This window comes from Providencia sp. PROV205, assembly GCF_028479505.1.
GTDB lineage: Bacteria > Pseudomonadota > Gammaproteobacteria > Enterobacterales > Enterobacteriaceae > Providencia > Providencia huaxiensis.
In genome coordinates this window covers 246,612-272,883 of record NZ_JAMPNU010000001.1, presented here as the reverse complement: position 1 = coordinate 272,883, position 26,272 = coordinate 246,612, and the positions used below count along the sequence as shown (strand labels likewise).

The 26,272-nt window shown below is 38.3% G+C and carries 28 protein-coding genes and 1 tRNA gene; 11 read left to right on the top strand and 18 right to left on the bottom strand.

Annotated features, from left to right (window positions below; all coding sequences use genetic code 11):
- Positions 1–13 precede the first annotated feature (13 nt).
- Positions 14–205, top strand: coding sequence for an excisionase Xis (xis, locus tag PR800_RS01160; RefSeq protein WP_105881218.1), 192 nt, complete (start codon positions 14–16; stop codon positions 203–205).
- Positions 206–216: 11 nt separating this feature from the next.
- Here xis and PR800_RS01155 read toward each other — a convergent pair whose 3' ends face one another.
- The gene (locus tag PR800_RS01155; RefSeq protein WP_272529987.1) at positions 217–1,419 is read right to left on the bottom strand and encodes a tyrosine-type recombinase/integrase; all 1,203 of its coding nucleotides are present in this window, start codon (positions 1,417–1,419) and stop codon (positions 217–219) included.
- 779 nt (positions 1,420–2,198) lie between these two features.
- Between PR800_RS01155 and PR800_RS01150 the strand changes: the two genes are divergently transcribed.
- On the top strand, positions 2,199–2,768 hold the full coding sequence (locus tag PR800_RS01150) for a tetratricopeptide repeat protein (RefSeq protein WP_125890762.1): 570 nt from the start codon (positions 2,199–2,201) through the stop codon (positions 2,766–2,768).
- A 199-nt stretch (positions 2,769–2,967) separates the two neighbouring features.
- Positions 2,968–3,405, top strand: coding sequence for a universal stress protein (locus PR800_RS01145; protein WP_195698480.1), 438 nt, complete (start codon positions 2,968–2,970; stop codon positions 3,403–3,405).
- Positions 3,406–3,610: 205 nt separating this feature from the next.
- Here PR800_RS01145 and PR800_RS01140 read toward each other — a convergent pair whose 3' ends face one another.
- Together PR800_RS01140 and agp are read right to left on the bottom strand one after the other, a co-directional pair.
- Positions 3,611–4,075, bottom strand: a complete 465-nt coding sequence (locus PR800_RS01140; RefSeq protein ID WP_166266839.1) for a GNAT family N-acetyltransferase — start codon at positions 4,073–4,075, stop codon at positions 3,611–3,613.
- A gap of 108 nt (positions 4,076–4,183) precedes the next feature.
- On the bottom strand, positions 4,184–5,437 hold the full coding sequence (gene agp, locus PR800_RS01135) for a bifunctional glucose-1-phosphatase/inositol phosphatase (protein WP_166266837.1): 1,254 nt from the start codon (positions 5,435–5,437) through the stop codon (positions 4,184–4,186).
- Positions 5,438–5,656: 219 nt separating this feature from the next.
- Between agp and PR800_RS01130 the strand changes: the two genes are divergently transcribed.
- Positions 5,657–6,097, top strand: coding sequence for a GNAT family N-acetyltransferase (locus tag PR800_RS01130; RefSeq protein ID WP_166266835.1), 441 nt, complete (start codon positions 5,657–5,659; stop codon positions 6,095–6,097).
- A gap of 2 nt (positions 6,098–6,099) precedes the next feature.
- The gene (locus tag PR800_RS01125) at positions 6,100–6,648 is read left to right on the top strand and encodes a GNAT family N-acetyltransferase (RefSeq protein ID WP_207393036.1); all 549 of its coding nucleotides are present in this window, start codon (positions 6,100–6,102) and stop codon (positions 6,646–6,648) included.
- Between the two features lie 104 nt (positions 6,649–6,752).
- On the opposite strand, the gene fdnI is transcribed toward PR800_RS01125, so the two are convergent.
- The 5 genes from fdnI to PR800_RS01100 all read right to left on the bottom strand — a co-directional run bounded on the left by fdnI (position 6,753) and on the right by PR800_RS01100 (position 12,412).
- Entirely contained in the window at positions 6,753–7,409 is a 657-nt protein-coding gene (fdnI, locus tag PR800_RS01120; protein ID WP_125890756.1) for a formate dehydrogenase-N subunit gamma, read from the bottom strand.
- Complete coding sequence (gene fdxH, locus PR800_RS01115) at positions 7,402–8,289, bottom strand: formate dehydrogenase subunit beta (protein WP_004909723.1); 888 nt, start codon at positions 8,287–8,289, stop codon at positions 7,402–7,404. Before fdxH ends, fdnI begins: the two co-directional genes overlap by 8 nt.
- Positions 8,290–8,299: 10 nt before the next feature.
- Positions 8,300–11,347, bottom strand: coding sequence for a formate dehydrogenase-N subunit alpha (gene fdnG / locus PR800_RS01110; protein ID WP_210848445.1), 3,048 nt, complete (start codon positions 11,345–11,347; stop codon positions 8,300–8,302).
- 410 nt (positions 11,348–11,757) lie between these two features.
- Positions 11,758–12,081 (bottom strand): YnfA family protein, encoded by a 324-nt coding sequence (locus PR800_RS01105; protein WP_195698478.1) that lies wholly within the window; start codon positions 12,079–12,081, stop codon positions 11,758–11,760.
- 64 nt (positions 12,082–12,145) lie between these two features.
- Positions 12,146–12,412 carry a DUF2798 domain-containing protein gene (locus PR800_RS01100; RefSeq protein ID WP_102138524.1) on the bottom strand — a complete coding sequence of 89 codons (267 nt, stop codon included), beginning with the start codon at positions 12,410–12,412 and terminating at the stop codon, positions 12,146–12,148.
- Between the two features lie 104 nt (positions 12,413–12,516).
- Here PR800_RS01100 and PR800_RS01095 point away from each other — a divergent pair, with 104 nt between their 5' ends.
- Positions 12,517–13,047 carry a dihydrofolate reductase family protein gene (locus tag PR800_RS01095; RefSeq protein ID WP_210844425.1) on the top strand — a complete coding sequence of 177 codons (531 nt, stop codon included), beginning with the start codon at positions 12,517–12,519 and terminating at the stop codon, positions 13,045–13,047.
- A gap of 47 nt (positions 13,048–13,094) precedes the next feature.
- On the opposite strand, the gene add is transcribed toward PR800_RS01095, so the two are convergent.
- On the bottom strand, positions 13,095–14,126 hold the full coding sequence (add, locus tag PR800_RS01090) for an adenosine deaminase (protein WP_239979452.1): 1,032 nt from the start codon (positions 14,124–14,126) through the stop codon (positions 13,095–13,097).
- Between the two features lie 135 nt (positions 14,127–14,261).
- Here add and PR800_RS01085 point away from each other — a divergent pair, with 135 nt between their 5' ends.
- Positions 14,262–14,930: a Crp/Fnr family transcriptional regulator gene (locus PR800_RS01085; RefSeq protein WP_272529980.1), complete on the top strand. Its 669-nt coding sequence runs from the start codon at positions 14,262–14,264 to the stop codon at positions 14,928–14,930.
- A 50-nt stretch (positions 14,931–14,980) separates the two neighbouring features.
- Here the strand turns inward: PR800_RS01085 and PR800_RS01080 are convergent, their stop codons facing one another.
- From PR800_RS01080 to PR800_RS01060, 5 genes are all read right to left on the bottom strand, one after another.
- A complete protein-coding gene (locus PR800_RS01080; RefSeq protein WP_181489864.1) occupies positions 14,981–15,409 on the bottom strand; it encodes a TOBE domain-containing protein in 429 nt (142 codons plus the stop codon).
- 191 nt (positions 15,410–15,600) lie between these two features.
- The gene (locus tag PR800_RS01075) at positions 15,601–16,494 is read right to left on the bottom strand and encodes a pirin family protein (RefSeq protein WP_166185296.1); all 894 of its coding nucleotides are present in this window, start codon (positions 16,492–16,494) and stop codon (positions 15,601–15,603) included.
- A gap of 27 nt (positions 16,495–16,521) precedes the next feature.
- Positions 16,522–16,797 (bottom strand): GNAT family N-acetyltransferase, encoded by a 276-nt coding sequence (locus PR800_RS01070; RefSeq protein ID WP_166185345.1) that lies wholly within the window; start codon positions 16,795–16,797, stop codon positions 16,522–16,524.
- Positions 16,798–17,002: 205 nt separating this feature from the next.
- Positions 17,003–17,686, bottom strand: coding sequence for a hypothetical protein (locus PR800_RS01065; RefSeq protein WP_272529978.1), 684 nt, complete (start codon positions 17,684–17,686; stop codon positions 17,003–17,005).
- A gap of 766 nt (positions 17,687–18,452) precedes the next feature.
- Positions 18,453–18,540 (bottom strand) — tRNA-Ser (locus PR800_RS01060).
- Between the two features lie 183 nt (positions 18,541–18,723).
- Between PR800_RS01060 and PR800_RS01055 the strand changes: the two genes are divergently transcribed.
- A complete protein-coding gene (locus PR800_RS01055; protein WP_004256090.1) occupies positions 18,724–19,053 on the top strand; it encodes a TusE/DsrC/DsvC family sulfur relay protein in 330 nt (109 codons plus the stop codon).
- Between the two features lie 6 nt (positions 19,054–19,059).
- On the opposite strand, the gene PR800_RS01050 is transcribed toward PR800_RS01055, so the two are convergent.
- Positions 19,060–19,338 carry an acylphosphatase gene (locus PR800_RS01050; protein ID WP_195698474.1) on the bottom strand — a complete coding sequence of 93 codons (279 nt, stop codon included), beginning with the start codon at positions 19,336–19,338 and terminating at the stop codon, positions 19,060–19,062.
- Between the two features lie 219 nt (positions 19,339–19,557).
- On the opposite strand from PR800_RS01050, the gene hspQ reads away from it, so the two are divergent.
- A complete protein-coding gene (gene hspQ / locus PR800_RS01045; RefSeq protein WP_004256095.1) occupies positions 19,558–19,878 on the top strand; it encodes a heat shock protein HspQ in 321 nt (106 codons plus the stop codon).
- Between the two features lie 84 nt (positions 19,879–19,962).
- On the opposite strand, the gene PR800_RS01040 is transcribed toward hspQ, so the two are convergent.
- Positions 19,963–20,376: a CoA-binding protein gene (locus PR800_RS01040; protein ID WP_102138516.1), complete on the bottom strand. Its 414-nt coding sequence runs from the start codon at positions 20,374–20,376 to the stop codon at positions 19,963–19,965.
- A 114-nt stretch (positions 20,377–20,490) separates the two neighbouring features.
- On the opposite strand from PR800_RS01040, the gene PR800_RS01035 reads away from it, so the two are divergent.
- Positions 20,491–20,949, top strand: a complete 459-nt coding sequence (locus tag PR800_RS01035; RefSeq protein WP_102138515.1) for a methylglyoxal synthase — start codon at positions 20,491–20,493, stop codon at positions 20,947–20,949.
- A 55-nt stretch (positions 20,950–21,004) separates the two neighbouring features.
- Here PR800_RS01035 and helD read toward each other — a convergent pair whose 3' ends face one another.
- The gene (gene helD / locus PR800_RS01030; protein ID WP_231068986.1) at positions 21,005–23,056 is read right to left on the bottom strand and encodes a DNA helicase IV; all 2,052 of its coding nucleotides are present in this window, start codon (positions 23,054–23,056) and stop codon (positions 21,005–21,007) included.
- A 123-nt stretch (positions 23,057–23,179) separates the two neighbouring features.
- Between helD and yccS the strand changes: the two genes are divergently transcribed.
- The gene (gene yccS, locus PR800_RS01025; RefSeq protein ID WP_148241594.1) at positions 23,180–25,330 is read left to right on the top strand and encodes a YccS family putative transporter; all 2,151 of its coding nucleotides are present in this window, start codon (positions 23,180–23,182) and stop codon (positions 25,328–25,330) included.
- A 99-nt stretch (positions 25,331–25,429) separates the two neighbouring features.
- Here the strand turns inward: yccS and PR800_RS01020 are convergent, their stop codons facing one another.
- Positions 25,430–26,044, bottom strand: coding sequence for a TfoX/Sxy family DNA transformation protein (locus tag PR800_RS01020; protein ID WP_102138513.1), 615 nt, complete (start codon positions 26,042–26,044; stop codon positions 25,430–25,432).
- Positions 26,045–26,272 lie beyond the last annotated feature (228 nt).

The following is a 26,272-nucleotide window of genomic DNA, read 5'->3' as shown; positions in this document are numbered from 1 at the left end:
TGATAATGCATATATGACCACTAAAGATGTATGTGAACATCTACGAATTTCGTCAAGAACGCTAGACAGAAGAAGAAAGCGTGCAGTATTACCATTTCCCGAACCTGACTGTAGCTATCAAGGATCTGAAAATAGATGGTTTAAATATAAAGTTTTAGAATGGCAAACGAAAGATTCGGAACTAAGTAAAGCGAGCCGCAAATGAAAATAACGCCCCTAACTTGGGGCGAATTTCGTTATTAACTCCAATTTATCCCACCACTTTTTATAAGCCTCTCTCATCTCATTCATATAGCTGTATTTATCATAAACACCCCATACCCCGGGTAATTTATGACCTAACATTGTTTCTGCGACATGGGGCGCGGTTAATTCTGAGAAATTCGTTCTAGCGGTACGTCTTAGGTCATGCATAGAAAAATGAGGGATGATTACATCATAACTTCTTTTGCAGTATCGAATAAGATTTTTAGGAAATGATAGGTGAAAATTAAAAGATATAACATCCGTTCCTGAGTTAAAAATTACTTCACTATCAGCTAACTCGATAAGCCTTTGTATAGCAGGAACAGAGTTTTCTATTATTGGTCTTATTAATGGCATTCCTGTTGAGCCTCCTGTCTTGTGGTTCTCTGCAGGAACTACCCATATCATTTTATTGAAGTCAAAATCGCTTTTTTTGGCTAATCGAAGCTCACCAACACGACAGCCATAGTAAAGGCATAAAAACACAAACAAAGCGTTTTTCTCTTCCATTCTTGATTCTTTGCTAGCTTTTAAAATGTAGTAAATTTCTGAGTCGCCTAACGTGCGTGAACCTTGCCCCTTTTTAACACCGAAATCTTTAGGACTAAGATTTAATAGCGGGTTTAGAGCTATTATATTCCGCTTTCTAGCCCACTCATAACATTCAGCTGAGTTATTTAAAATGCGCTTCGTGATTTCTGAGTACTTTTTAGACATTCCATCTAAATAAGAAACCCATATTTTTGTAGTTAACTGCTCTGGTGAATACTTACCTAACTTAGGGAATACGTGTATTTCAAAAGTTCTCAATACGTTCACTGAACTTACCTTCCCTTCAAAATGCATCTCATGCCACTGTCGATATAAGTCTTCAAATGAGCTATTCTGATTGATAGTTTCAATTTCCAAGGACTGAACCAGTTTTGGGTTTTGCCCCTCACTTAGAACCTTTGACCAGTGCAAAACTTTAGATCTGGCTTCTTTGAGTGACATTACAGGGTATTTCCCAATAGTCATCTTATCCTGCTTACCTAGAAATCGGTATCGATAGAAAAAAGACACCACGCCATTTTTAGAAATGCGCACCCACAAACCGTCACGATCTGATTTTTCGATAACCGATGATTGTTTTTTGCCCTGATTTATTCGCAAAAATGTATCTGTTATTGCCATTGTTGCCCCATTTTTACAATTGTCATCCAGTTTTGATGGACACACTGGTGGACACATTAAGTATGTCTTATGGTGGCTTAACCTGTCTTAACTTGTCAATGGGGATTTTATTAAATCATTAAATAACAACCACTTGTATAAATAAAATGACTAAGGTTGTCTTTTGCTGTCATAGGTGTAAATGTCGCCATTGATGACAACGGTAAACCTACTCCATTATTTGAGTTATAAGCTTTTTTAAGCCATCAACGGGCAGGTTCTTATCATATTGTTAAGGTGTGGACTCTGTAAATTTCAATTCACACCTTTCTAATACATATGCACTACTCCTTATTTTATTTACTTTCCTCACCTTTAATGTGTTTTATATCGATAATTTATTCGTATTAAATGTCTTTTAAAAATAATCTTCTAAAATAAAACTTATCAATTAATATTTTATTCTCTTATCTTTAACCTCCGCATATGATTTCAAATCATTTTTTTATTAATATCTTGTAACAACAGATACATAAAATTACTAAAAGACATTAAACTTCATACTCAAATATATTGTCTTTTTTATTATATATTGATATTTTTCAATTAAAATCGTAGAGTATGGGAAGTTACTAATTACCCTAAAAATGCGTAAAAACACACAACGTATCGCTTGTTTTATATTACGTATTTTGATGTAGTTTTTTTTATATAATATGCTTTACTTTGTTGACAATAAATCTCATTGAGACATTGTATTAAAAACAGAAAAAAACAACGCTAATATAAGATATCAAATCATGCTTAGAATTCTCTCATTTATTATTTTATGTGCCTTTTCAATTAACCTGAGTGTCGCCGCAGTTCCCAAAGAAGCCATTAAACGCATCGAGCAAGAGGCACAAAAAGGGGATATAAAAGCACAAGTCATGTTAGGAATTGGCTATTACCTTGGGAATGAGCTTAAACAGGACTATGGTAAAGCAAAGAAATGGCTAACAATGGCGTCGAATAAAGGCAACTCTGATGCTCAGTTGTTTTTAGGTGATATGTATTTAAATGGTAATGGTGTTGAAGCCAACCTTGAAACGGCTATGGATCTATTCGAAAAGTCAGCGAATAAAGGCAACGTTGAAGCCCAAAACTACATGGGGCAGTTTTACTATCAAGGTATTGGTGTAAAACAAAATTATATTATTGCTTTTGAATGGTTCAAAAAATCTGCCGATAAAAAGTTCCCACCAGCACAATACCAAGTCGGTAAGATGCTAGAAAGTGGTGAAGGCGTTGAAATAAATGAAAAATCCGCGGCCGAATATTTAGCTCAAGCCTGCAAAGCTGGCTTAAAAGAAGCTTGCGTAAAAAAATAAACCTATCCTAATATTCCCTGCATTTTGCCTGATATCATTCATTGTAATGACATCAGGCTTCTCTCTTTTTTTGATGAAAAATCTTATTACCGCTACTTGCTCACACCCTTTACCCAATAAATCCATTACTATTAATAATCGAATTCACAATGTATGATATTGTTCTAAACTTATAATATAAAAGAAAAAGGGAGATATTATGTACAAGACAATTTTAGTTCCTATCGATGTAACCGAAGATGCCCTCACTAATTTATTAGTGCCTCATGTTAATTCGCTACAAAAATTGAACGATGCAACAGTACACTTTCTTGCCGTAGCCGCACCAATTTCAAATTATTTACGCTACGGTGGCACAATCTTGCCAGGAGACTTTCCTGATGACGAAAAGCAAGCTGAAATTATTCTGACCGAGCTAAAAGAAAAAATTAAATTATTTGATATCCCTGCAGATAAGATACAGGCAAAAGCAACCGTCGGTTCTGTTAAAGACGAAATTCTCGCAACAGCAGAAGATATTAACGCTGATATTATTTTACTCGGTTCACGCCGCCCAAGCATGTCAACCTATTTGCTCGGTTCGAATGCAGCCTCAGTAGTTCGCTATGCGAAAACTAGCGTATTAGTTGTTAGATAATAAGGGCTAAAGTTACATTTACAGCTAAACCAACGCATTTTACAAATAAAAGGCTTAGTCTTAATGATTGTTACAAAAAACAGCAAAGACATACACTTTATAAGGCTATTTTCTCGCTAATTTAGAGTAAATTAAAGGCTCATAAACATTTTCGTGATTTTCACGCCCTGCTTTTTAGCAGGGTTTTTTTATGCGATAAAACTGTTCAGTGGCTTAATCTAAAACGCTTAAAAGGAATACCGTCAAAATCAACAATAGCCTCTTCAGTAAAACCATAACGCAAAATCGCTGATATTTTCTTACGCGTTAGCGGTAAGTGAATTGTAACGGACTCAACCTTCAGTGATGTAAAAGCTTTATGAATTATATTATTAACAATGTATTTTCCCTTTCCCCAAAACTTGGGATGCAAAACTAAAGCTAAATCCGCGTCACCCGCTTCATTTTGTAACCCTCCCCAGCCTGCAAACTGACCATCAATCATAATGGCCCATACGCCATAGCCATGTTGATCCCAATGCTGCTCTTTTCCTGCAACCCACTCACAGCAGGCTTGCTCATCAAAAAGATGACTGCCTAACGGCATATGTTCAAGCACAGCAGGGTGAGTATTTAATGCGATAAGATCTGCAGTACCAATTTGGTTTAGTTGAAAAAACTGAATAGACATAGTGAGCGTTTTATCCACATAACATATTAATAAACCGAATATATAATTTAACTATCTTCCCAAAAAATGATGCCCCACTCAAGTTAGTCGGGCATCAACACCCCGTTATTACTGTTCTAAGGCTGTCGCCATGACTTTTTGGAAATCTTCCCAAGAACAATAACCGCTTTTATCTATTGGGCACCCTTTTAACTCTAATGTGACATGCTTAGGAGGTGTTTGTAATGACAAATATGTATTATCCCTAAGCTGATCTGAGGTTTGATAAACATATTCTACTTTCATAAAATCTTTATTAGCTTGTTTGTCCGTCCAACGTTGAAACACTAATTTCCCTCCAATTGGGGTGTGCTCATACTGCTCTGGTAATTGATATGGTTTAAAATCCATAGCTGACATCAACGAAGCAATATTTGAATCATGACCGACTAAGAATATAAATTTTGCAGTTTCTCCTTTATCGACAGAAACAAAGCCTTTATCAATATAATTCAGTATTGGATGAGCCACATTCTTAGCAATAATTTTTGGCGTAAACAACGTTTCTTGGTAAGCATTTTTTAACGTATTCAGTTTTTTCCATTTTTCAGGGGTATCCACAAGCCCCCAAGCCACATCATTAGCCGGAAAACCTTCATAATATTGCAGATCAATAGCGTCTACAGCTGAATTCGCAATTTTTAATGGGCCACTGACGCCCGGTTCTTTTTCTGCTTCAATAATAAAATTATTTTTTTGGCTGTTTAAATTACACAGTTTATCTGTTTTACATTTTTGGGAGTCTTTAATATTCAGAACTGTATCCAATTCTTCATAACCCGCTGTAAGCGATAACCCGTTAAAATATTGCTCCATCTCCGCAAGTGCCTTTTGCTTAAATTCAGGGGAGCCATTCGTAATAATGGGGTTAAAAACAGGATCCATTTTGCCAATTTCAGGCTGATGATGAATACTCACCTTGCATCCAGGAAATGCACCTGCCGCAAAAAATTGGGCGGTTGCTATCGTTCTTTGTAGACTATTCGTATAAAGGTACACATCCTCATTGCTCGTTGGGCACAGTTCATCTGCAAGTAATTTATTTTGATCGATCCATTCCCTAAAATAATGCCCCATATAGACTTCAAGTGCGCCTCCTTTCGTTGTGAGATAACCACTTTGCGCATCCCAAGCAGGCCATTTTTTATCAGTCACTTCAGTAAGAATACCGGTATTTACGATAGGTGTACGTAAATTATGGCGGCTAAGGACTAAAACTTGGTCCAAAATCATATCTGATTCGGTGCCTGTATTGGCTAATACAGGTGCAATTGGTGTTAATAGTGCCGTAGATAAACAGAGAGTTAATAATTTATATTTCATTAAGATACCCCTACGATTAAATTAACAAAGAAAAGTACTTTATCGCTATATTAAATAATTGGCGAAAAAATTACGCCGTAGCTAGTCTAATAATGAAGTAGTTAGCTTTTTTTTCTGCGATAAATATCTCAAAAACAACCTTAACGTAAATTTAAAATAAGCGATTGACATAAAAAAAACAAAAGCTAAGATTTCCAGTTAATACATGGAGATAATATAATGATAGTCCAAAGTGCCACACGTGCACACGATGATGATATTATTCGTGTTTGGGAGTCTTCAGTTAGAGCTACCCACCATTTTTTAACTGAAGAAAAAATTGCGGAGCTAAAAGTTGCTATCAAACAGCTTTACTTACCGCATTTAGCTGTTTTTGTGGCATTTGATGACACAGGCAATATGACCGGTTTTCTAGGCTGCGATAAACACCGCCTTGAAATGTTGTTTATTTCTCAAGAAAGTAGAGGCCAAGGTACTGGGAAAAAACTCCTTCAATATGCCATTGACACGTTAGGCATTACTGAACTGGACGTTAATGAGCAAAATCCTCAAGCCATCGGCTTCTATCAGCACATGGGTTTTACACAATATGCACGTTCTGAACTAGATGGCGAAGGTAATCCGTTCCCTATTCTCCATATGCACCTTAATAAAGAATAATCGTGAAAATCATTGAATTAGAAACTGAACGTTTACGGCTACGTGGGTGGCAAGAAGAAGATAAGCACCCACTTTACCAAATGAATAGCCATCCCGATGTCATGCACTACTTTCCTTCTGTGCTAAATGAACAGCAAAATGCACAATTTATGGAAACCATCATAGATAAATTCGCTCAACAAGGGGGGTGGGGATTATGGGCTGTAGAATTAAAATCCAATAAACAATTCATTGGGTTTATCGGTTTAAATATTCCCGCCGCTAATTTACCTTTTTCCCCTTGTGTTGAATTAAGTTGGCGCTTGCATCCCAACTATTGGCACCAAGGCTATGCGACTGAAGGGGCTCACGCAGCGATCAAATTTGCATTTGAACAACTAAAACTAGAAGAGCTTGTTGCGTTCACCGCGGTGGTCAATTCTCCATCAGAATCTGTTATGAAAAGACTTGGAATGATAAAACATCCAAATAACTTTTATCACCCTGCACTCCCTGATGGCCATTGGTTGCAAGAACATGTGCTATATCGATTAGCGACTGACAACCGTTAGTTTGCCACAATGAAATTGCTCACAATTCATGCTTATTTACACCCAATAAAAAACCGCTGCCATGCTTAGTCACACAACAGCGGTTTCGCTAACCTAAAAATAAATTATTTTTTACTTTCAGCTTCGGCTTTGGCTTCTTTCGCTTCAACATCGCGGTACCAACGAGGGTGATGTTTTCTCGCCCAACGGCGGCTAACTTTCCCTTCGATCATTCCGTTGATTGAACCTTTAACCCAAAATGCCATGTACATATGAATTAAAATGGCATGGATCAAGACAATCGCAGCAACAGCGTGGATCAACAGCCCCCAACGCACCATCCACATTGGGAATAAATGTGCGAAATAAGGGCGCCAAATAATAATACCGGTGACCAAGAGCACAAAAATCAGGCTCATGATACTCCAGAACATCATTTTTTGACCGGCGTTATATTTACCGACATCAGCCACTTCATGTTCGTTACCTTTGAGTACTTCAACAATATTTTTAATCCAAGGTAAGTCTTTCTTATCTGGAATATTGTGTTTTACAAAGCGAACAAACATAAACATCAGCACGACGAAAATGAGTACACCGAAGAATGGGTGTAAAATCCGTCCCATTTGTGGTGTACCAAAGGTTTCCGTCAACCATTTCAGTGTTGGGAAAAATAACGCGATCCCCGACAAAGCAACCAAGAAGAAACTGATGACAACCGTCCAGTGACACGCGCGGTCAATAAACTTAGTCCGCACAATCATTTTGCTTTTCTTACTCATGGTCATCTTTCTCCTCTTCATCACTCACTTCTTTGTTCGGACCAATTCCCACATAGTGGAAAATCAACCCTGCAAAGGTCGCGATAAATCCAACGACAGAAAGTGGTTTCAAGATGCCCTGCCACAGATTGATTGGCGTATCAATTTGTGGGTCTTTAGGCAGGCCATGATACAGTTCAGGTTTGTCAGCATGGTGAAGTACATAAACAACATGTGTACCACCAACGCCTTCAGGATCATAAATTCCCGCTTGCGCATAACCCCGATTTTGCAATTTCGTTACGCGCTCTGCACCGTATTCCAACATCTCTTTTTTCGTACCGAAACGAATAGCGCCTGTTGGACAAGTTTTCACACATGCTGGTTCTTGGCCAACACTCACCCTATCAACACACAAGGTACACTTGTACACTCGATTATCTTTCGGGTTTAATCGAGGAATGTTGAATGGGCAACCTGCGATACAATAGCCACAACCAATACAGTGCTCTGATTGGAAATCCACAATACCATTTGCGTACTGAATGATTGCTCCTGCTGATGGGCAAGACTTCAAACATCCAGGATCGGTACAGTGCATACAGCCATCTTTACGGATCAGCCATTCTAGCTTGCCCATTTCAGTGGTTTCGCTAAAACGCATCACCGTCCACGATTTTGCACTTAAATCCGTAGGGTTATCATAAACCCCAACGCAGTGGCCAACTTCGTCACGGATATCATTCCACTCAGAACATGCCACCTGACAAGCTTTACAGCCGATACAGGATGACACATCGATGAGCTTACAGACTTCAAGCTTATCATCACGCGCTTGTGGCGGAGGCGTAATGCTATTGGTCGCGGAACGTTTAATAATGTCTTGAGATTGCATGGACATGTTCCCTCCCTTACGCCTTCTCAATGTTAACTAAGAATGCCTTATACTCAGGTGTCTGAGAGTTAGCATCGCCGACAGACGGCGTTAACGTATTGGTGATAAACCCTTTTTGAGTCGCGCCTTCAAAGCCCCAGTGAATCGGTAATCCAACAGTTTCAATTGGTTTCCCATCCACCATCAGCGTTTGTAATCGAGGAGTGACAACCGCAACTGCTTTGATAAACCCACGCTTACTACTGACTTTGACCTTATCACCTAACGCAATTCCTTTGGCTTTCGCTAGTGTTTCGCTGATTTCAACAAATTGCTCTGGCTGAGCAATCGCGTTCAAGCGAGCATGCTTGGTCCATGTGTGGAAATGCTCTGTTAAGCGGTATGTGGTTCCTACATAAGGGAAATCTTTGTGGTCGCCAAGACGTTTCTTGTCTTCATCAAAAATTCGCGCCGCTGGGTTAGAAACCACATTCGGGTGCAACGGGTTAGTGCCAAGTGGTGTTTCAAATGGCTCATAATGCTCAGGGAATGGCCCTTCTGCCATCTTATCGATAGCAAATAAACGACCTAAACCTTCTGGTTGCATGATGAATGGCCCTGTTCCTACTTCAGGTGCAGAAGCATTAAAGTCAGGAATATCATTACCGACCCATTTTTTACCATTCCACTCGATAAGCACGCGGTCTTTATTCCACGGTTTACCTTGGGTATCACAAGACGCACGGTTATAAATCACACGGCGGTTCAGAGGCCATGCCCATGCCCAGCCCAATGTGTTACCGATACCGGATGGGTCGCTGTTATCACGATTTGCCATCTGGTTGCCTTTCTCAGTCCAGCTACCGGTGTAAATCCAGCAAGAAGAGGCTGTTGAACCATCGGCTCGCAATAAAGCAAATGAGCTGAGTAATTCACCTTTTTTCGCTTGTAAATTGCCGTCAGCATCATAAAGATCAACCAGTGCAACACCGTTGTTTTCTTTTGCCACTTCTTCTGATTCAGGATGGAATTGTTGTTTATAATTCCATTTCATTTGCATCAGAGGATCTTGGCCTTGGCCACCTTCTTTCTCATACAATTCACGGATCTTATACAGAATTCCGGTCAAGATTTGGCCATCATTACGCGCTTCGCCTGGGGCATCTGCGGCTTGCCAGTGCCATTGTAACCAACGGCCTGAGTTTGCTATCGAGCCATCTTCTTCCGCAAAACAGGTCGATGGTAAACGGAACACTTCGGTTTGAATCGAAGCCGTATCAACGTCATTCATCTCACCGTGATTTTGCCAGAAATTAGCCGTTTCAGTGACTAATGGGTCTACAACAATCAGGTATTTCAATTTACTGAGGCAACTAACCACTTTGTTCTTATCAGGGAATGAAGCCACTGGGTTAAACCCTTGACAGATATAGCCAGTCACTTGGTTTTTGCTCATCATGTCAAAATACTTCATGACATCATAAGCTTGGTCCCATTTAGGTAACCAGTCATAACCCCATTGGTTTTCTGCTTGAGCTGAATCACCATAGAAAGACTTCATCAAACTCACGAAGAATTTAGGATAGTTACTCCAGAAATTCACCTGATTTGGTAATGTCGCTTTTGGTGTATTCGCAGTCAGGTAGCTATCAATGTCTTGATGCTTTTCAGAAGGCAGCGTCAAGTAACCCGGTAAACTGGTTGATAGTAACCCTAAATCTGTCAAGCCTTGAATGTTCGAGTGCCCGCGCAATGCGTTCACACCGCCACCCGCAACCCCCATGTTACCTAGCAGTAACTGGATCATCGCCATGGTGCGAATGTTTTGTGCGCCAACAGTATGTTGTGTCCAGCCTAATGCATACAGAAAAGTCCCAGCTTTATCTGCCGCACTTGTTGTGGCTAAAATTTCACAGACTTTCAAGAAATCGGCTTTTGGCGTTCCACAAATTTGCTCAACGATATCAGGCGTATAGCGTGATACGTGTTTGTGAAGTAAATTCCACACGCAACGTGGATCTTGTAATGTGTCATCGCGCAATGCGTGACCATTTTCATCAAACTTATAGTTCCAGCTGGTTTTATCGTAACTACGCTTATCAGCGTCATAACCACTAAATAAACCATCGTTAAAGTCAAAATCGTCTCTAACAATCAACGATGCATTGGTATAGTTCTGAACATACTCAGCATTGATTTTTTGGTTTTCAATCAGGTACAGCAAAACGCCCGATAAAAAGGTAATATCGGTTCCTGAACGGATAGGGACATAATGGTCAGCAACTGATGCAGTACGCGTAAAACGCGGGTCTATGACAATCAGTGTGGCATCATTGTTATTTTTCGCTTCAATTGCCCAGCGGAACCCAACAGGGTGTGCTTCCGCAGCATTACCGCCCATAACGACGACAACATCGGCATTTTTGATATCAACCCAGTGGTTGGTCATCGCACCGCGACCAAATGTTGGAGCAAGACTTGCTACCGTTGGTCCGTGTCAGACACGCGCTTGGTTATCAACCGCTAGCATTCCTAGCGATCTGGCGAATTTTTGCGTCAACATTCCCGTTTCATTACTAGCAGCTGATGCACAAAGCATCCCTGTTGATAACCAACGGTTTACAGTTGTTCCTTCCGCATTTTTTTCAATGAAATTCGCATCGCGATCATCTTTCATTAAGCGTGCAATGCGTGTGAAGGCATCATTCCAACTAATGCGTTCCCATTTATCAGAGCCTGGCGCTCTATATTCTGGATAACGTAAACGATTTTCGCTTTGGATATAGTCGAGTAGGCCAGCCCCTTTAGGACATAAAGCACCACGGTTTACCGGGTGGTCTGAATCACCCTCGACATGGAATATCGCGGATTTAGCATTCATGGCGCCATCGCCCATGCTATATATTAGTAATCCACAACCGACAGAACAGTAAGTACAAGTATTACGCGTCTCTTTAGAGCGAAGTAATTTATATTCACGTACATTAGCTATTGCCATTCCAGGCATAAAACCTAACGCAGCTACAGTTGTACCTGCCATCCCGCCAGCGCAGATTTTAAAAAACTTTCTGCGACTAACGTTCATTGCTACCTCTTTATATTTTTTGTATAAATCGATGAGAGAATAGCAGCCTAATATGATTAGATATTGCCTAAAATCAATGAAAGTGAAAATAAAAGTTTAATTAATATTAACTGAGTAGTTAAACATCAATTAAAATTACTACCAATAGAGTATTTATTGTTAAATTGATTTAGATCAAATGTTACATTTTAAAATATTTTAGTTAAATGCAGTTTTAATTAACATTTCATAAAAGAAAATAGTTTAATTTCGTAAAACAATAACCCTTACATTTAATTTAAAATTCAAATGTGGATCTAGCATTTATTTGATGAAATAAACATAAAGAGATAATGCTGTAGCCATCTTAGTCCCCTCATTATCTTAAAATAAATAATTAAATTTTTAAGATAATGAGATAACATTATCATCTATTTCCAACCACTAATAATGATCCCAGCCCCTACAAGTACAACCAGAGCACCCACCCAATCAGTCACAGTAAGAGAGACACCATCAACCACTTTCAGCCAGACTAATGCTGTGACAATATATATCCCACCATAAGTTGCATAAATTCGTCCGCTCGCTTCTGGGTGTAATGTCAGCAACCAAACAAACAGCATTAAACTTAAGGCTGCAGGAATTAATAACCAAGCCCCACCTTGTTTTTTCATCCAAAGATAAGGAAAGTAACAACCTGCAATTTCAGCTAATGCTGTAATAAAGAACAAACCAATAATTTTTATCGACATAAAATCCCATTCAAAATAGTGCCCATAAATTTCACCTTTATATTAGCAATTTTAACACTCACTGTTATGCATTTTTAACTAACATCAGTGAAATTCGCCTTGCAATCGGTAAGACAAAAAATACGGTCGGGAAAGCAATCATCCAAGAGAGCATCCACGAACTCAGCCAAGGAAAAAACACTTCGCTGGTGAAGCCCAAAGCTCTTATCGTACTAATCAGCGAAACAATTCCACTCATGACAAGGGATAAAAAGAAAGGAACAAGAAAAATCATTGCACGAGCGGGTAACTTGGGAATACCTAAAACATAATTACGGTCTTGATATGACATAAAAAATCCAAGGTTGGCGGGCACATAAAGCACTATATCACCTGTATTATTACACTTTCATTCATTATTATAAGCTGTAAAACAATTCGAATAGGTACCATATTATGATTTCAGGACATGTATTTATAGCAACCAGCTTAGACGGTTATATCGCCCGAAAAAATGGTGATATTGATTGGCTACAATCCTTCGACTCAACAAATGAAGATCACGGATATCATGATTTTATGAGTCATATTGATGCTATCGTTATGGGACGTGGTACTTATGAAACACTCTCTCATATGACCCCTTGGCCATATGAGTTGCCAGTTATAGTGCTTTCTTCATCATTAGCCAGTCTGCCAATCCCTGAACATTTAATTGGCAAAGTTCGCTTCCTCAATCACCTCCCCGAAGAAGCCATGGCCCTATTAGAAAAAGAAGGACATCAACATATTTATATTGATGGCGGGCAAATAGTTCAATCATTTATAAACAGCGGGTTAATCAATAAACTGATTATTACACGATTACCTATATTACTTGGCAACGGGCGCTCACTATTTGGCCCAATACAGCAAGATATTCGCCTAAAACATATCCAAACCATTACCTTCCCATCCGGCTTTGTACAATCACACTATGAGATTTAATGAGTTAAAAGGGAAAAGTGGTATTCCACCGCTCCCCTCAATGATGCTTAAAGCCAATTTTTGATTTTATTAGTTAATTGTTCTCGCACAATATCATTAAGAAAACTTGCCTCTAACGCGTGCACATTACACTGAATAAAATCGTCAATAGTCCAGTTAAAAACCTTGTGTAATAACTGGTATTCTTGATTTAATGTCGTATTCGCAACTGTTCGCGCATCAGTGTTAATATTCAGCCTTACACCACGTTTCTTTAATTCGTTAACTGGGTGTACTTGAATACTGTCAAAAACATTACAGGTAATATTACAGCTAGGACAAACTTCAAGTAATATCTTATTAAGCTTTAACCGTTCAATTATTTCGTCACTTTCAATACTTCTTACGCCGTGTCCAATACGGGATACTTTCAATTTATCGAGTGTTTCAAGCACACTTTCATACCCTAAAGCTTCCCCTGCATGAGCAATCACATGGCCACCATATGAGCGAACATAATCAAACGCAGCTTGATGGTTACTCAGTGTAAACCTAGCTTCATCTGCAGCTAAATCTAATGCAACAACATTACGGCCTTGATAATCAATAACTAATTGGGCCGTCTCCAAGCTTTGTTGCTCCGTAAAATGGCGTAAGGTACATAGTATTAGCCTAGCTTCGATAGCGTACTTTTCTTTGGCTTGTTCCATGGCGTCCAAAACAACTTCGACTACCTCTGCACTTTTCAGTCCTTTTCTAAGATGTAACAACGGAGCAAAACGTAGCTCAACATAAATAACATTATCGTTTTGTAGTTGTTCAAATAAATCATTTACTGCAAGAGAAATTGCCATTTTAGTTTGTAAAATATCAAGTTGTGGCTCTATACACTTTAAAAAGTCACCTAGATCTTCACATTTTTCAGGCGCAATAAATGCGCTAGCAAATTCGTTAAATGAAATGGATGGGTTAGCTTGCTTTACATAGTGAAAACTTAAGCAAGTGTCTAAATGCACATGTAATTCGACTTTAGGCATTAAATTTATCTTTTCATGCATATCATCAGTACAGCCAACTCTATTCGATAATTGTTCTTTCATGTATATCTCCTTCTATTGAATATCACCTAAACTAACAGTTCATCAATAGATAAAAAAAGGACATACGTCCTTTTTTACACTTGCGAATCTATGCCATACTGCTCACTGTAAATACGCACATTGATAGAATAAATAATGAAAAAAATTATCTCTTCTGAAAAAATCAAAGAATATTTTACTCTCTATCAGCTTGATAAAATTCTGACTGAAGAAACAATAAAGTCAGCAAAATTTATTAAAATCAGCTCATCTGAATACTTAATGTCGCAAAATGACACAATTAAATTTATCTACTTTCTTTTAGAGGGAAAACTACAAGTTGAACGCTATGAAATAAATGGCGAGCATGTTGTTTTTTCATTTGAAAATGCGTTTTCAGTTATTGGTGACTTAGAATTATTTCAGAGCAATGAGGCCAAAAATACCCGTATTTACAGTACGATACAGGCAGTCACTGATTGTAAGTTACTCGCATTTCCACTACAAATTATTCAAAAGAAAGAACTTAACTCCCCTATTTTTTTACAATTTATATGTCAACATCTTAGCAAAAAGCTTTTTAACGCATCGCAGCTACACTCTTCTTCTGCATTTTCTGTTGAATATAAATTAAGACGTTATTTAGTTTTTGCCGAAAACCAGTATGGATCTGAATTTAAATTGGAAAATCGCGATTCAATAGCCGCCATGCTTGGTGTGTCTGTCAGGCAACTAAACCGCACATTAATAAAACTAGTTGAAGGTAAGCTTATTGAGCTTAAAGGTAAAAAAATTAAAATCATTAACCTAGAAAAGGTTAACTGACTGAAAGTGAATTACAAAAGGCTGCCATAACAGCCTTTCAACAATTTTTACTATTTCTTAGTTGCCAAAATAACACTGGAAGCTTTGATAATGGCAGTTACTTTACTTTTAACATTTAATCCCAACTCTACGGTACTATTATTTGTTACCACTGCAGATAATAAAGTTCCCGCACTGGTTTTTAAATTTACCACAGAATTAACGCTCCCTTTTTCAATGGATTCAATCACGCCATTAAATTGATTACGAGCAGAGAAATTATATTCTTCAGCGTTGGACACAAGCACAACCCAAGGTGCTTTTATTACTGCCGTTGCCACTTTACCTTTTTCTAAACCAAGTTGTTTGGTACTATTTTTAGTAATCACTGCCGCAATACTTTCACCATTGCCTAAATCGAGTATAATTTCATCATTTACCGCTCCCATAACAATGGACTCAACAACACCTGAAAGTTGGTTTCTTGCAGAAATAGCCATTAAACATCTCCTATACTTTAATAAAATACGACTTCAGTAAGATTATTTTTTAATAATTTAATACTATTGCCATTTGAATTAAGATTCAAAACAAAATCGCATTTATAGGCAATATGCTTAGCGTTATAGTCGTATTTAAAATTACTTACTCCTTCATTTCATATAATAAACAAAGGAGTAACTTAAACTGATTACGGCATAACTGGAGCCAGTGTTGGCTCGCGCCTATCATTAAAAACGTTCCCAAAACGAGAACTTCCTTGGTTCCATTCCTCAACTGCGTTATGAATATCAGCTTTAGTTCGGCCAATAAAATTCCACCACATCAACACAGGTTCATTTAAAGGCTCACCACCCAGCAATAAAATATGGCTATCTGTGGCGAGTTCTACAGAAACTTCAGTTATATTTTTGCCTAAATAAACTAATTCATTACTATTAACATGCTGCCCTTCAATAACAGCACTGCCACTTACCACAAAAATACCGTATTCAAATTCAGAGCGTAACGTTAAAATTTGTCGAGCGGATTTCTTCGCAACAATATCGAGCCCGATCAACGAAGAAAATGTTAATGTTGGTGCTTTATAAGTTCCATATTCCCCAACGAGTAAATTGAAGTATGTTTCACCTTCAGACCAACGTGGCAATATAGGATAATGGTCAAAACGAGGGGCAATATCTTTAACTGCTTCAGGTAAAGCAATCCACAATTGCACTGCATGTAACTGGCGACTCTCTCCATGGGTATCTTCAGAATGGCTGATCCCATGACCCGCTGTCATTAAATTGACCTGCCCTGGCCGAATAACCTGTTCATAGCCAAGACTGTCTCGGTGTAATACCTCACCTTCAATCATCCAAGTGAATGTTTGTAAAGCTGTATGAGGGTGAGGTGATACCTTCATCCCCTCTGAATCGCCTTTAAAAACCGTAGGCCCTGCATGGTCAAGAAAACACCAAGCACCTATTAGTCTCCGCTCTCTTGTCGGTAAAACTCGTGCAACAGGAAGCCCACCAACATCTTTCGAACGTGCTGTAATCAACTGTAAATCAGGTATTTTATCATTATGTTGAATACTCATGCTTACCTCATCAGTAATTAACAGATATTATTGGCGGATATCACTGTATTCAGGTGTTCTATCGAATATTGCTTTTGCAAAAGGGCATAATGGAATAATTTTTCGCCCTTCTTCTCTCATTCGCTCAACAACCTTAGCAACTAATCGCTTTGCAATGCCCTGTCCTTTTAAGCTTTCATCAACCACTGTATGGTCAATAATCACTAAGTCGTCACCAGTATAAACAAAAGTTATTTCGGCAAGGCGCGTTTGCTTGTCATCAGATAAAATAAAAAAGCTATTGTGATTGGATTGGATATTCATCATAAATAACGCCTCTACGTTAAATCAATTTAACTTAGAGTATGTGAGGTATGCTGAAAAGACAATATTCTTCAATTGTCGATGTGATCCAAATATTTTGAAGTTAAAATAAGAATAAAGTGAGAAAAGATGCTGCGACAGCGCTTAACTAGAGACTAAATTTAGTTTAACGCTGTTTTCAACTAGTTCATTAATGTGATGCACATTAATTGTCAGAAAAATTACTTATCACCGTATAGGTTAATGAATTTTCTGAACTATCGATAATTTTTAATTTTACATTTCGATAAGAAATAATATCGCTATTCTTAAGATTATACTGAATATTATCTCCAAATCCTTGATTTTCAATATTTGAACCTATTTTCTGATAACTAACATCGACAACCTTGTCATTTATCCCATTGAAAATTAAGGCTTGTTCAAATGAATTACCATCAGAATTATTTAGTTTTACCTGTTCGATTTGTGCTTTATCACTACAAACAGCGACATTAACATCTGTCACGATACAGATCTCATTAGGACCAGACCCTTTTTTAATTAAAAGTGAATTCCACGGTTGCCCTAAAACCTCAACAGTGACCGAGCCAGAATCAACGATTTGGTCTGGCATATAAAAATCGCCTTTATCACTTGAACCCACTTTCTTGAATACACCGGGGATAATTTTGTAAGCCAAATCTATCTGTACTGGGTTTAATACTTTAATTCCGTCTATTTCACTAATATTGCCTTCTCTTACTAAGGGTTGCCCTACTGTAATATGGTTGACCTGGCCTATTTTAGGTTCACTGATTTTTTGTGAGTCAGGGACATAGTTATACTCAGTTACCGCACACCCAGATAAAGACGCAATACAAAAAGCAGGAATTAATAATTTATTCATCTTGATAAATCCATGGAGTTAAGATACTAAATAATATATTTATAAAACAGTTACAACAAGTTACTATTTGTATCCTCTGATACACATCAAACCTTTGGTTTATCATTCCGTTTGAATTTTTCTCTACTTATATTGAATACTAAAAAATACTGTAACTATTCCGTCTTATTCATATTTAAATTAATAAAATGTTATAAACGAAGCATTAATAGTTATAAATGTACAAAATAACCATTTTACAGATGGATAATCCACCTTATGAGATATTAATAACACAAGCAATTGCTTTTAATGCACATCAACATTTTAATCAAAGAAAGCCACTCAAAAAAGAACTACGCGAATTAGAACAATTACCCATGAAGCCACCGTAGATGGATAAGTAATAATTAGCCTTAAAACAATCAAAATATATTCATGGCTTATTAAAATAACAGTTCGGTAATAATTTTAAAAAATCCGCCGAAGTGGATATTACCATTTTAATTATTAGACATATGAGAATCATCCGATATTTAAGTAAAAGTAACCTAATACCCCAGTATTGCACCAATCAAAACGATATAAAAGATGATAGCAGCGATAATGCCAGCGTGTAGGATTTATCTACAGGAAAATTGTAGAGGGAATTTCTATACAAAAAACTATACAACAAATTGTAGAGGATTTAGAAAGACGTTAGTAGGTTCGGTAGTGTGTAATTTCGCTAGAATGCTTGATTTACTTGGGATTGGAAGACTTTGTAAGACGTTACTAGAAGTGAAGATGGCGGAGGAGGAGAGATTCGAACTCTCGGATGGTTTCCCATCGGCGGTTTTCAAGACCGCTGCCTTCAGCCGCTCGGCCACCCCTCCGCAATGACGTGCACTATAAACATCCTCTCATTGGATGTAAACCCCTAATGTGATCATTCGCTTTAAAAATATACGTCTTTCATACTGTTAGGCGAAAATATCAACATTCTAACGACTTTACTTGGGTTACATCTCTATTTTTGCTAAATTTACGTTCTAATTTTATTTGAGTTGAAAAAGAGTATGTTGGTTTTTAATAATCAAGAAATAGAAACAGATGCGCAAGGTTACCTGCTTGACAGCCAACAATGGAGTGAAGAATTAATTCCTTTACTCGCACAGCAAGAAGATATTGAAATTACCAATGAACACCTCGAAATTATCCGTTTCGTCAGGAATTTCTATTTGGAATTTAATACCTCTCCTGCTATTCGTATGTTAGTTAAAGCAGTTTCCCAGCAGTTTGGGGAAGAAAAAGGCAATAGCCGTTATTTATACCGGTTATTTCCTAAAGGTCCTGCTAAACAAGCGACTAAACTTGCAGGCCTGCCAAAACCGGTGAAATGCATTTAATTTCCGCTAATAGCGGACACTAAAGTCCGCTATTGGCTCGGTTTTCCAGTTTTCGGTAAAAAAATGGTCTACCTTTGCCCCTGGAGGCCCCCCAGCTTTCAGCCACTCATCAACAAACTCAATATCTTGCTCTGAGCCATAAATAGCTAGCTTAACACTACCGTCATCCCGGTTACACACAAAGCCTTTTATGCCATTCTGATTAGCCCAATGATAGGTCTGGTAACGAAACCCAACCCCTTGAACACGACCATAAATATAAAAATATCGACCTGATGTAATCATGTGAGCCTCCATTGTCAGAGCATAATGTATTGATACCTTCTTTTAACAGTTGTTTTTTATTCATTGAACAGATAATCTGCTAAATGAGGCACTGCTTTTGATCGTTACGTATAAAGACAGTGTATTGCGTTATTGATAATTGTCTATATCTTAGCTTGAAAACGCGTAGCACTGCCCACATATAGTTTGAAGTATAAGCAAGGCTTTTAGGAGGTCGCTATGATGATCACCAGTAAATATGGAATCGGGCAACAAGTTAGACACAAACTTCTCGGCTACTTAGGCGTTGTTGTCGATGTAGACGCTGAGTATTCGCTCGAACAACCACATGATGATGATATTGCCGCTAACAGCACACTACGCGATCTACCTTGGTATCATGTTGTTATGGAAGATGACAATGGGGATGCTGTTCATACTTATTTGGCTGAAGCTCAAATTACTTATGAAACCGTAGAAGACCATCCAGAGCAACCATCAATGGATGAACTAGCGGAATCAATAAGGTCTCAGTTGCAAGCACCTCGCCTTCGCAACTAACCTTCAAATATTTATATTGTTATTTATGAACGCAACCGTAAAGCAGCTCACTAGCTGCTTTACTTTTTTAACGCTAGAAATACTTTATTTTTCAAGACCTAAAGCAGGTATTTCTTGTTTTGGGCATTTATCCATAACAAACTGCAAACCAGCCTGCAAAGCGATTTGCTGTGCTTCTTCACTAATCACCCCTTTTTGTAACCACAAAACTTTAGCTTTAATTTCCACTGCTTCTCTGGCCACTCCTACTGCAGCTTCTGCATTACGAAACACATCGACCATGTCAATAGGCTCTGGTATATCACTAAGTTTTTCGTATACAAGCTGCCCTAATAAAGTTTGCCCTGCCAATTTGGGGCTCACTGGAATAACGGTATAGCCTTGATGCAAAAGATATTCCATAACTTCATAACTCGGCCTATTTGCCTTATCACTCGCTCCCACTAAAGCAATAGTTCGAACACACTTTAAAATTTCAGCAATTTCTTGATCTCTCATCAAAATATCTCCCAAAACCTATAAACTATTCACTAGCATTATGATATATGTTGTATATCTTTGCTCATTCAATTTTTAAAGATGTTTATCTCGCATCTTACTTAAGGGAATATCATGGAATCAACAACCCGTAAAATTACAGCCTCAAAAAATATTGCTTTGGTTGCCCATGACCACTGTAAACCTTCATTATTATCTTGGACTAAGAAAAACAATGAACGGCTCCAAACTCACAAATTATACGCAACCGGCACAACAGGTAATTTAATCCACCAGCACACTGGGTTGCCGGTCACCAGTATGCTAAGTGGCCCTATGGGGGGAGACCAGCAAATAGGCTCAATGATCGCAGAACAAAAAATCGACCTCTTGATTTTCTTCTGGGACCCTCTTAACGCTGTACCTCATGACCCTGATGTTAAAGCATTGCTACGTTTGGCTACAGTTTGGAATATTCCTGTCGCGACCAACCCTGCAACTGCTGATTTTTTAATCACATCACCCTATTTTGATAATGTAATAGACGTCGTTATTCCTGATTACGAAAGCTATTTAAATAAACGAACTAACTAATCTACCAATATTAAGCGCCACAGCATTCTGGCGCTTAATACAAAATAAGATTACCTTAAGGTTTCTTTTGCTTTGGAACGCCCAATTGCTTGAGTTCATCAACAAATTCTGACGGTTTTTCTGGGTCATAGAGTAACCAAACTTGCTGCTTAGCCCGTGTTAATGCGACATACAGCAAACGTCTTTCTTCTGCGTGATCAAAATCTTCTGGTTTAGGCAATAAAGCTCGCTCAATGATTGATTCGCGCGCAGGAGCAGGGAAACCATCCTTTCCGCTATTCAGACCACAAATGATGACATGGTCTGCTTGCTGCCCTTTTGAGGCATGAATCGTCATAAACTGAATATTTAATTTTGGCCAACGAGTTTTGGCTTTATCTAAAATAGTAGGTTTTAAATAATGGTAGCGGGCTAGCACTAATACCGTTTCATCATCAAGCACATAGCCACTCATTTTGTCCAACAAACGTTCAAAGGCATCCTCACAAAGAAGAACAACCGATTTTTTATTCCCTTTCGTTAAGCTATTCAATGGTTTATCTAGCTGCATTGGGTTTTGTAAAATAAACTGGTTAGCCACTTCACCAATACGCTCATTAAAACGATAAGTGGTGTCTAAAGCGCAAAGTTCTCCAATGCCAAAGTTATGCTCAAACGATGTTGTTAAGTCTAATTCTGCACCACTAAACCGATAGATAGCCTGCCAATCGTCTCCAACAGCAAATAACGTCGTTTGCTTATTCTGCTGTCGTAGTACCTGCAATAATTTAGCTCTAAGAGGCGAAATATCTTGGAACTCATCGACTAAAATATGTTTCCATGGGCTAATAAAACGCCCTTTCTCTAAAATATTAATGGCCTGATGAATTAATCCAGAAAAATCAATTGCACCTTCATCTTTCAAAGCGCTTTTCCACACTTTCAATAACGGCGCCATTAAACGAATGCGCTTTTGGAAAAGGTCCCTTATTTCTTCTTCCGTATTATCAATCATGTCCTTCTGGCTACCGCCATGCATACGCATTAAGCTTAGCCAACGGTCTAACCTAGCAGCCACTTTATTGCTTAATTTTTCGTCTTTCCAAAACTCACCGTCTGGAATTTCCCACTGCAATTCTTCAGAAAGCCATTCTCGCCAGCCTTTTGCTTGTGCTTTCTTTGCTGAACATTGTTCTCGCCATTCATTTAATAATAGTGTTTGCCGTTTTTGAGTGTCAGTTTCTAACTCACTAATTACTGGCGATTTTTTGCTACCTTCACGAATAATGTGTAAAGCAAGAGCATGGAAAGTTTTTGCTTCAATATCTTGTTGTAGTCGTGAATGAATACGTTCATTCATTTCATCTGCCGCTTTGCGACCAAAAGCTAACAATAGGATTTGTTCTGGTTTTGCCAAACCTCGCAAGATCAACCAGCCAGCCCTAGCCACGAGGACTGATGTTTTACCACTCCCAGCCCCCGCCAGTACTAATACGTTATCCTCACCATTAATTACAGATAAAGACTGTGAATAATTGAGTGGTGATGTTTCTACTTGCTGGAAAAAATCGTGATAGTGAACTAAGACAGACTCACACCAGTGATCGTTAATTTGCCGTCGACAGTTTTGGCCATTATTTAGCCAATTTAAGCATTCGTGATATTGTGGTGCACAATTTTCAAATAATAAAAGGCGCGCCAAAGGCATAGGTAGCGATGAGAATTTCTGTGATATTTTATCTTTTATCTCGGCTAAGTGGCGCAACGTCAACCAATGATCTTGTTGCGTCAATTGTTCAATCGAATTAACTAATTCACTCAATACACTAGCACTGACGTGGCTCATTTCAGTGCTCCATTGTTGCCATTTTTCATTTAAGTAATGATAAAAGCGCTGAGTTTGCTTCCATTCCGTACCATGTAAACGAACAACCTGCTCATTCACAATTTCAAATTCTAACTCCCCCCAAACAATCCCTCTCTTACAACGAATATCAATGAGTTCATTAAATGGGATAAGATATTGGTGGTTTTCACCACTCACTTCAATACCTGCGTTGAGCAAGCGAACCCGATTGTAGGGATGCTGAGCCAGACGCTGTCCAATCTGTGTTGATTTCAGTTCCATACGTCCTGCACCTGAGAAAATCAATGACAAAAATACGGTTGGCTTGATTCCAAACGGTTTTTTATTCCTTGCAAACAAGCTATCCTATATAGATTAGGGCTTGTCTTACCTTTGAGGTACTTTGTGCTAACACTGCTTACCAGTTATCGTCGTGTGCTATATAACAGCCATATTTTATATTATATCCGAATCTTTATAGCCCTGACAGGCGCAACCTTGGTGCCGTGGTTATTAAACCAAGAGCCTAAAATCACTATCCCACTTACCTTGGGCGTGGTTGCTGCAGCACTGACTGACTTAGATGATAGGCTAACTGGCAGAATAAAAAATTTAATTATTACACTTTTTTGTTTTTTTATTGCATCCGTTTCAATTGAACTGCTGTTTCCATACCCTTTGTTTTTCTTTTTTGGCCTCGCCTTTTCCACGTGTGGTTTTATTCTTCTTGGTGCTTTAGGGCAGCGATACGCAACCATCGCATTTGGTGCACTGTTAATTGCCATTTATACCATGCTCGGTGTACCTATTTTTGATACTTGGTACCAACAACCTGCATTATTACTCACAGGGGCAATTTGGTATAATATCTTAACTTTGATTGGCCATATTTTATTTCCTGTTAGGCCACTACAAGATGCAATAACCCAATGCTACCAGCAACTTTCAGCTTATCTAGATGCAAAAGCCAACTTATTTGACCCAGACTTAGAAGATGACTACCAACGTTCAGTTTATGATTTAGCTTTAGTAAACAGTCATTTAGTTAGCACCATGAACCAAGCTAAAATTGCATTACTGAGCCGATTAAAAGGAGATCGGGGACAAAAAGGCACGCGAAATTCACTGCATTATTATTTTGTTGCCCAAGATATTCACGAACGAGCAAGTTCATCTCACATACAATACCAACAACTTAGCCGTACTTTACGTCATTGTGATATTTTATTTCGTTTCCAACGCCTACTAACCATGCAAGCAAGAGCCTGCCAGCAAGTTGCTCAATCGGTTTTATGGCGTAAACAATACCAACATAACCCTCGTTTTGAACGTACCTTCACTTACATTGAAAAATCGCTACAGCTACTAAAACAGCAATCACCTGAGCTTCATGAAATTAAAGCTCTGTATAACTTGCTTAAAAACTTAAAAGGCATTGACGTTCAACTTAAAGGCCTAAGCCTTGAGCAAAGTACATGGCAGCAAAATAATAAACAAATAGAGCAATTATCTGACGAATCGTTATCAGGTATTAGTGATATTATTTCGCGAGTTAAACACCATTTAACCCCGAAATCCTCTTTATTTCGCCATGCGGTCAGAATGTCAATTCTCCTTTGTACTGGCTATATCATCATCCAACTATTTGATATGGAAAGAGGATATTGGATATTACTCACTAGCTTATTTGTATGCCAACCTAACTACAGCGCCACTAAACGCCGTTTAGCTCTACGTATAATAGGCACGATTGTTGGTATTCTCATTGGCTTACCCTTGCTGAATTTAATCCCTTCAATGGAAGGCCAACTCACGCTAATCGTTATTTCTGGTTTACTGTTCTTTATGTTTCGCAGTAGCCAATACGCCCAAGCAACCTTATTTATCACGCTACTCGTCTTGTTTTGTTTTAACCTACTTGGCGAAGGGTTTGACGTTGCACTTCCACGGATCATTGACACATTAATTGGTTGCTTTATTGCATTACTTGCCGTCAGCTTCATTTGGCCTGACTGGAAATTCCGTCAACTTCCCCAGGTCATACAAAAAACCATGGATAGCAACTGCCGTTATTTAGATGCTATTTTACAACAGTACTACCAAGGTAAAGACAACCGCCTTGAATATCGAATCGCACGAAGAGACGCACATAATAATGATGCAGAATTCGCTTCTATTGTCTCCAATATGGCTTCTGACCCTAAGTCTTATCGAATCACTCAAGAACAAGCTTTTCGCCTTCTCTGCTTAAACCACACTTTACTCAGCTATATCTCTGCATTAGGTGCGCATCGTGAAAAAATGCAAAATGAAGGTAATCTTTCATTACTCAACGACGCTATTTGTTATGTTGAATCATCGCTACAAATCACAACCATTGACCCACTCGTTATTGATGAAAAATCAGATAAACTTCGCCACAGTTTATTGCAGCGCATAGATAACATTTCAACCAGTGATGACGAAAAAACGTTACTTATCATGGAACAAACTAAGTTATTGCTCGAACTAATTCCTGAGATAAAACAAATAATTCGAACCATTAGTGCGTCATAAATATACCGATGAGCGGGTATTGAAATTCTAAATACCCGCCCATCTTCATATGGCGTAATGTAATATTAACTACAAAAATACCAGTCCACTTTCGCAGGTTTAGGCTGACGTCAACTCAAAACTATTATACCAAGCGATTAACTCTTGTTTGATATCCTTGGGTAAAACAGCACTATGGCACCCCTCTATTGCAGCGGCTAAGCCAATGAGTAACTTAATACTGGGGTTATTCCTACCATGTTTTTTTAACTTCATAAAACAAGCCTTTGCGCCCATCAAACGCAAATCATCAACATGAGATACACCGATTTTCCCTAGTGCGCGCTCAACCGACATATTCATATTAGGCAAATCTTTTATACGCATAGTCATTGATTGCTTTTGTTTTAATTCCTCGATAGCTGAACGGTATGCCAGCTCAATATATTGAAGAAACAAGGACTCGTCATGCCAAACTTGTTCCGAAAGTTGGTAGTAACGCATTTCCAATGGAATGCCTTTTTTAGTATAAACTAATCGATTAAACCCTGACGCTTCAAAGTGACTTCTTGCCACTAAGCAGCCACGCAAATAAAAACAACCGTCGAGTACCAACCCTACAATTGCATCATCGACTAATAGACAAAACCCACCGAAATGATTTTTACGTTTTAACTCGCCAAACTGACTTAACAAACGGGATAAATAAAAATTTTTTTCTTCTTCTAACAACATTACCAAACTCCTTTTTGGGTATGCTCAATTTTCATCCTTGAGAAAATTAATTTTATAATTTCTTTTTTTACAGATAATTACGCATAACCAATTTTGAGAGCATCCATAAAAAATGCCAAGAAGAATGCAGAAAAAAACAACAAAGTTGCGAAGCGCTTTGAAAAAATAGTCTTGATATTGGATGGATATACAGTTACTGTATGTTCATACAGCATTGTAACGAGGTAA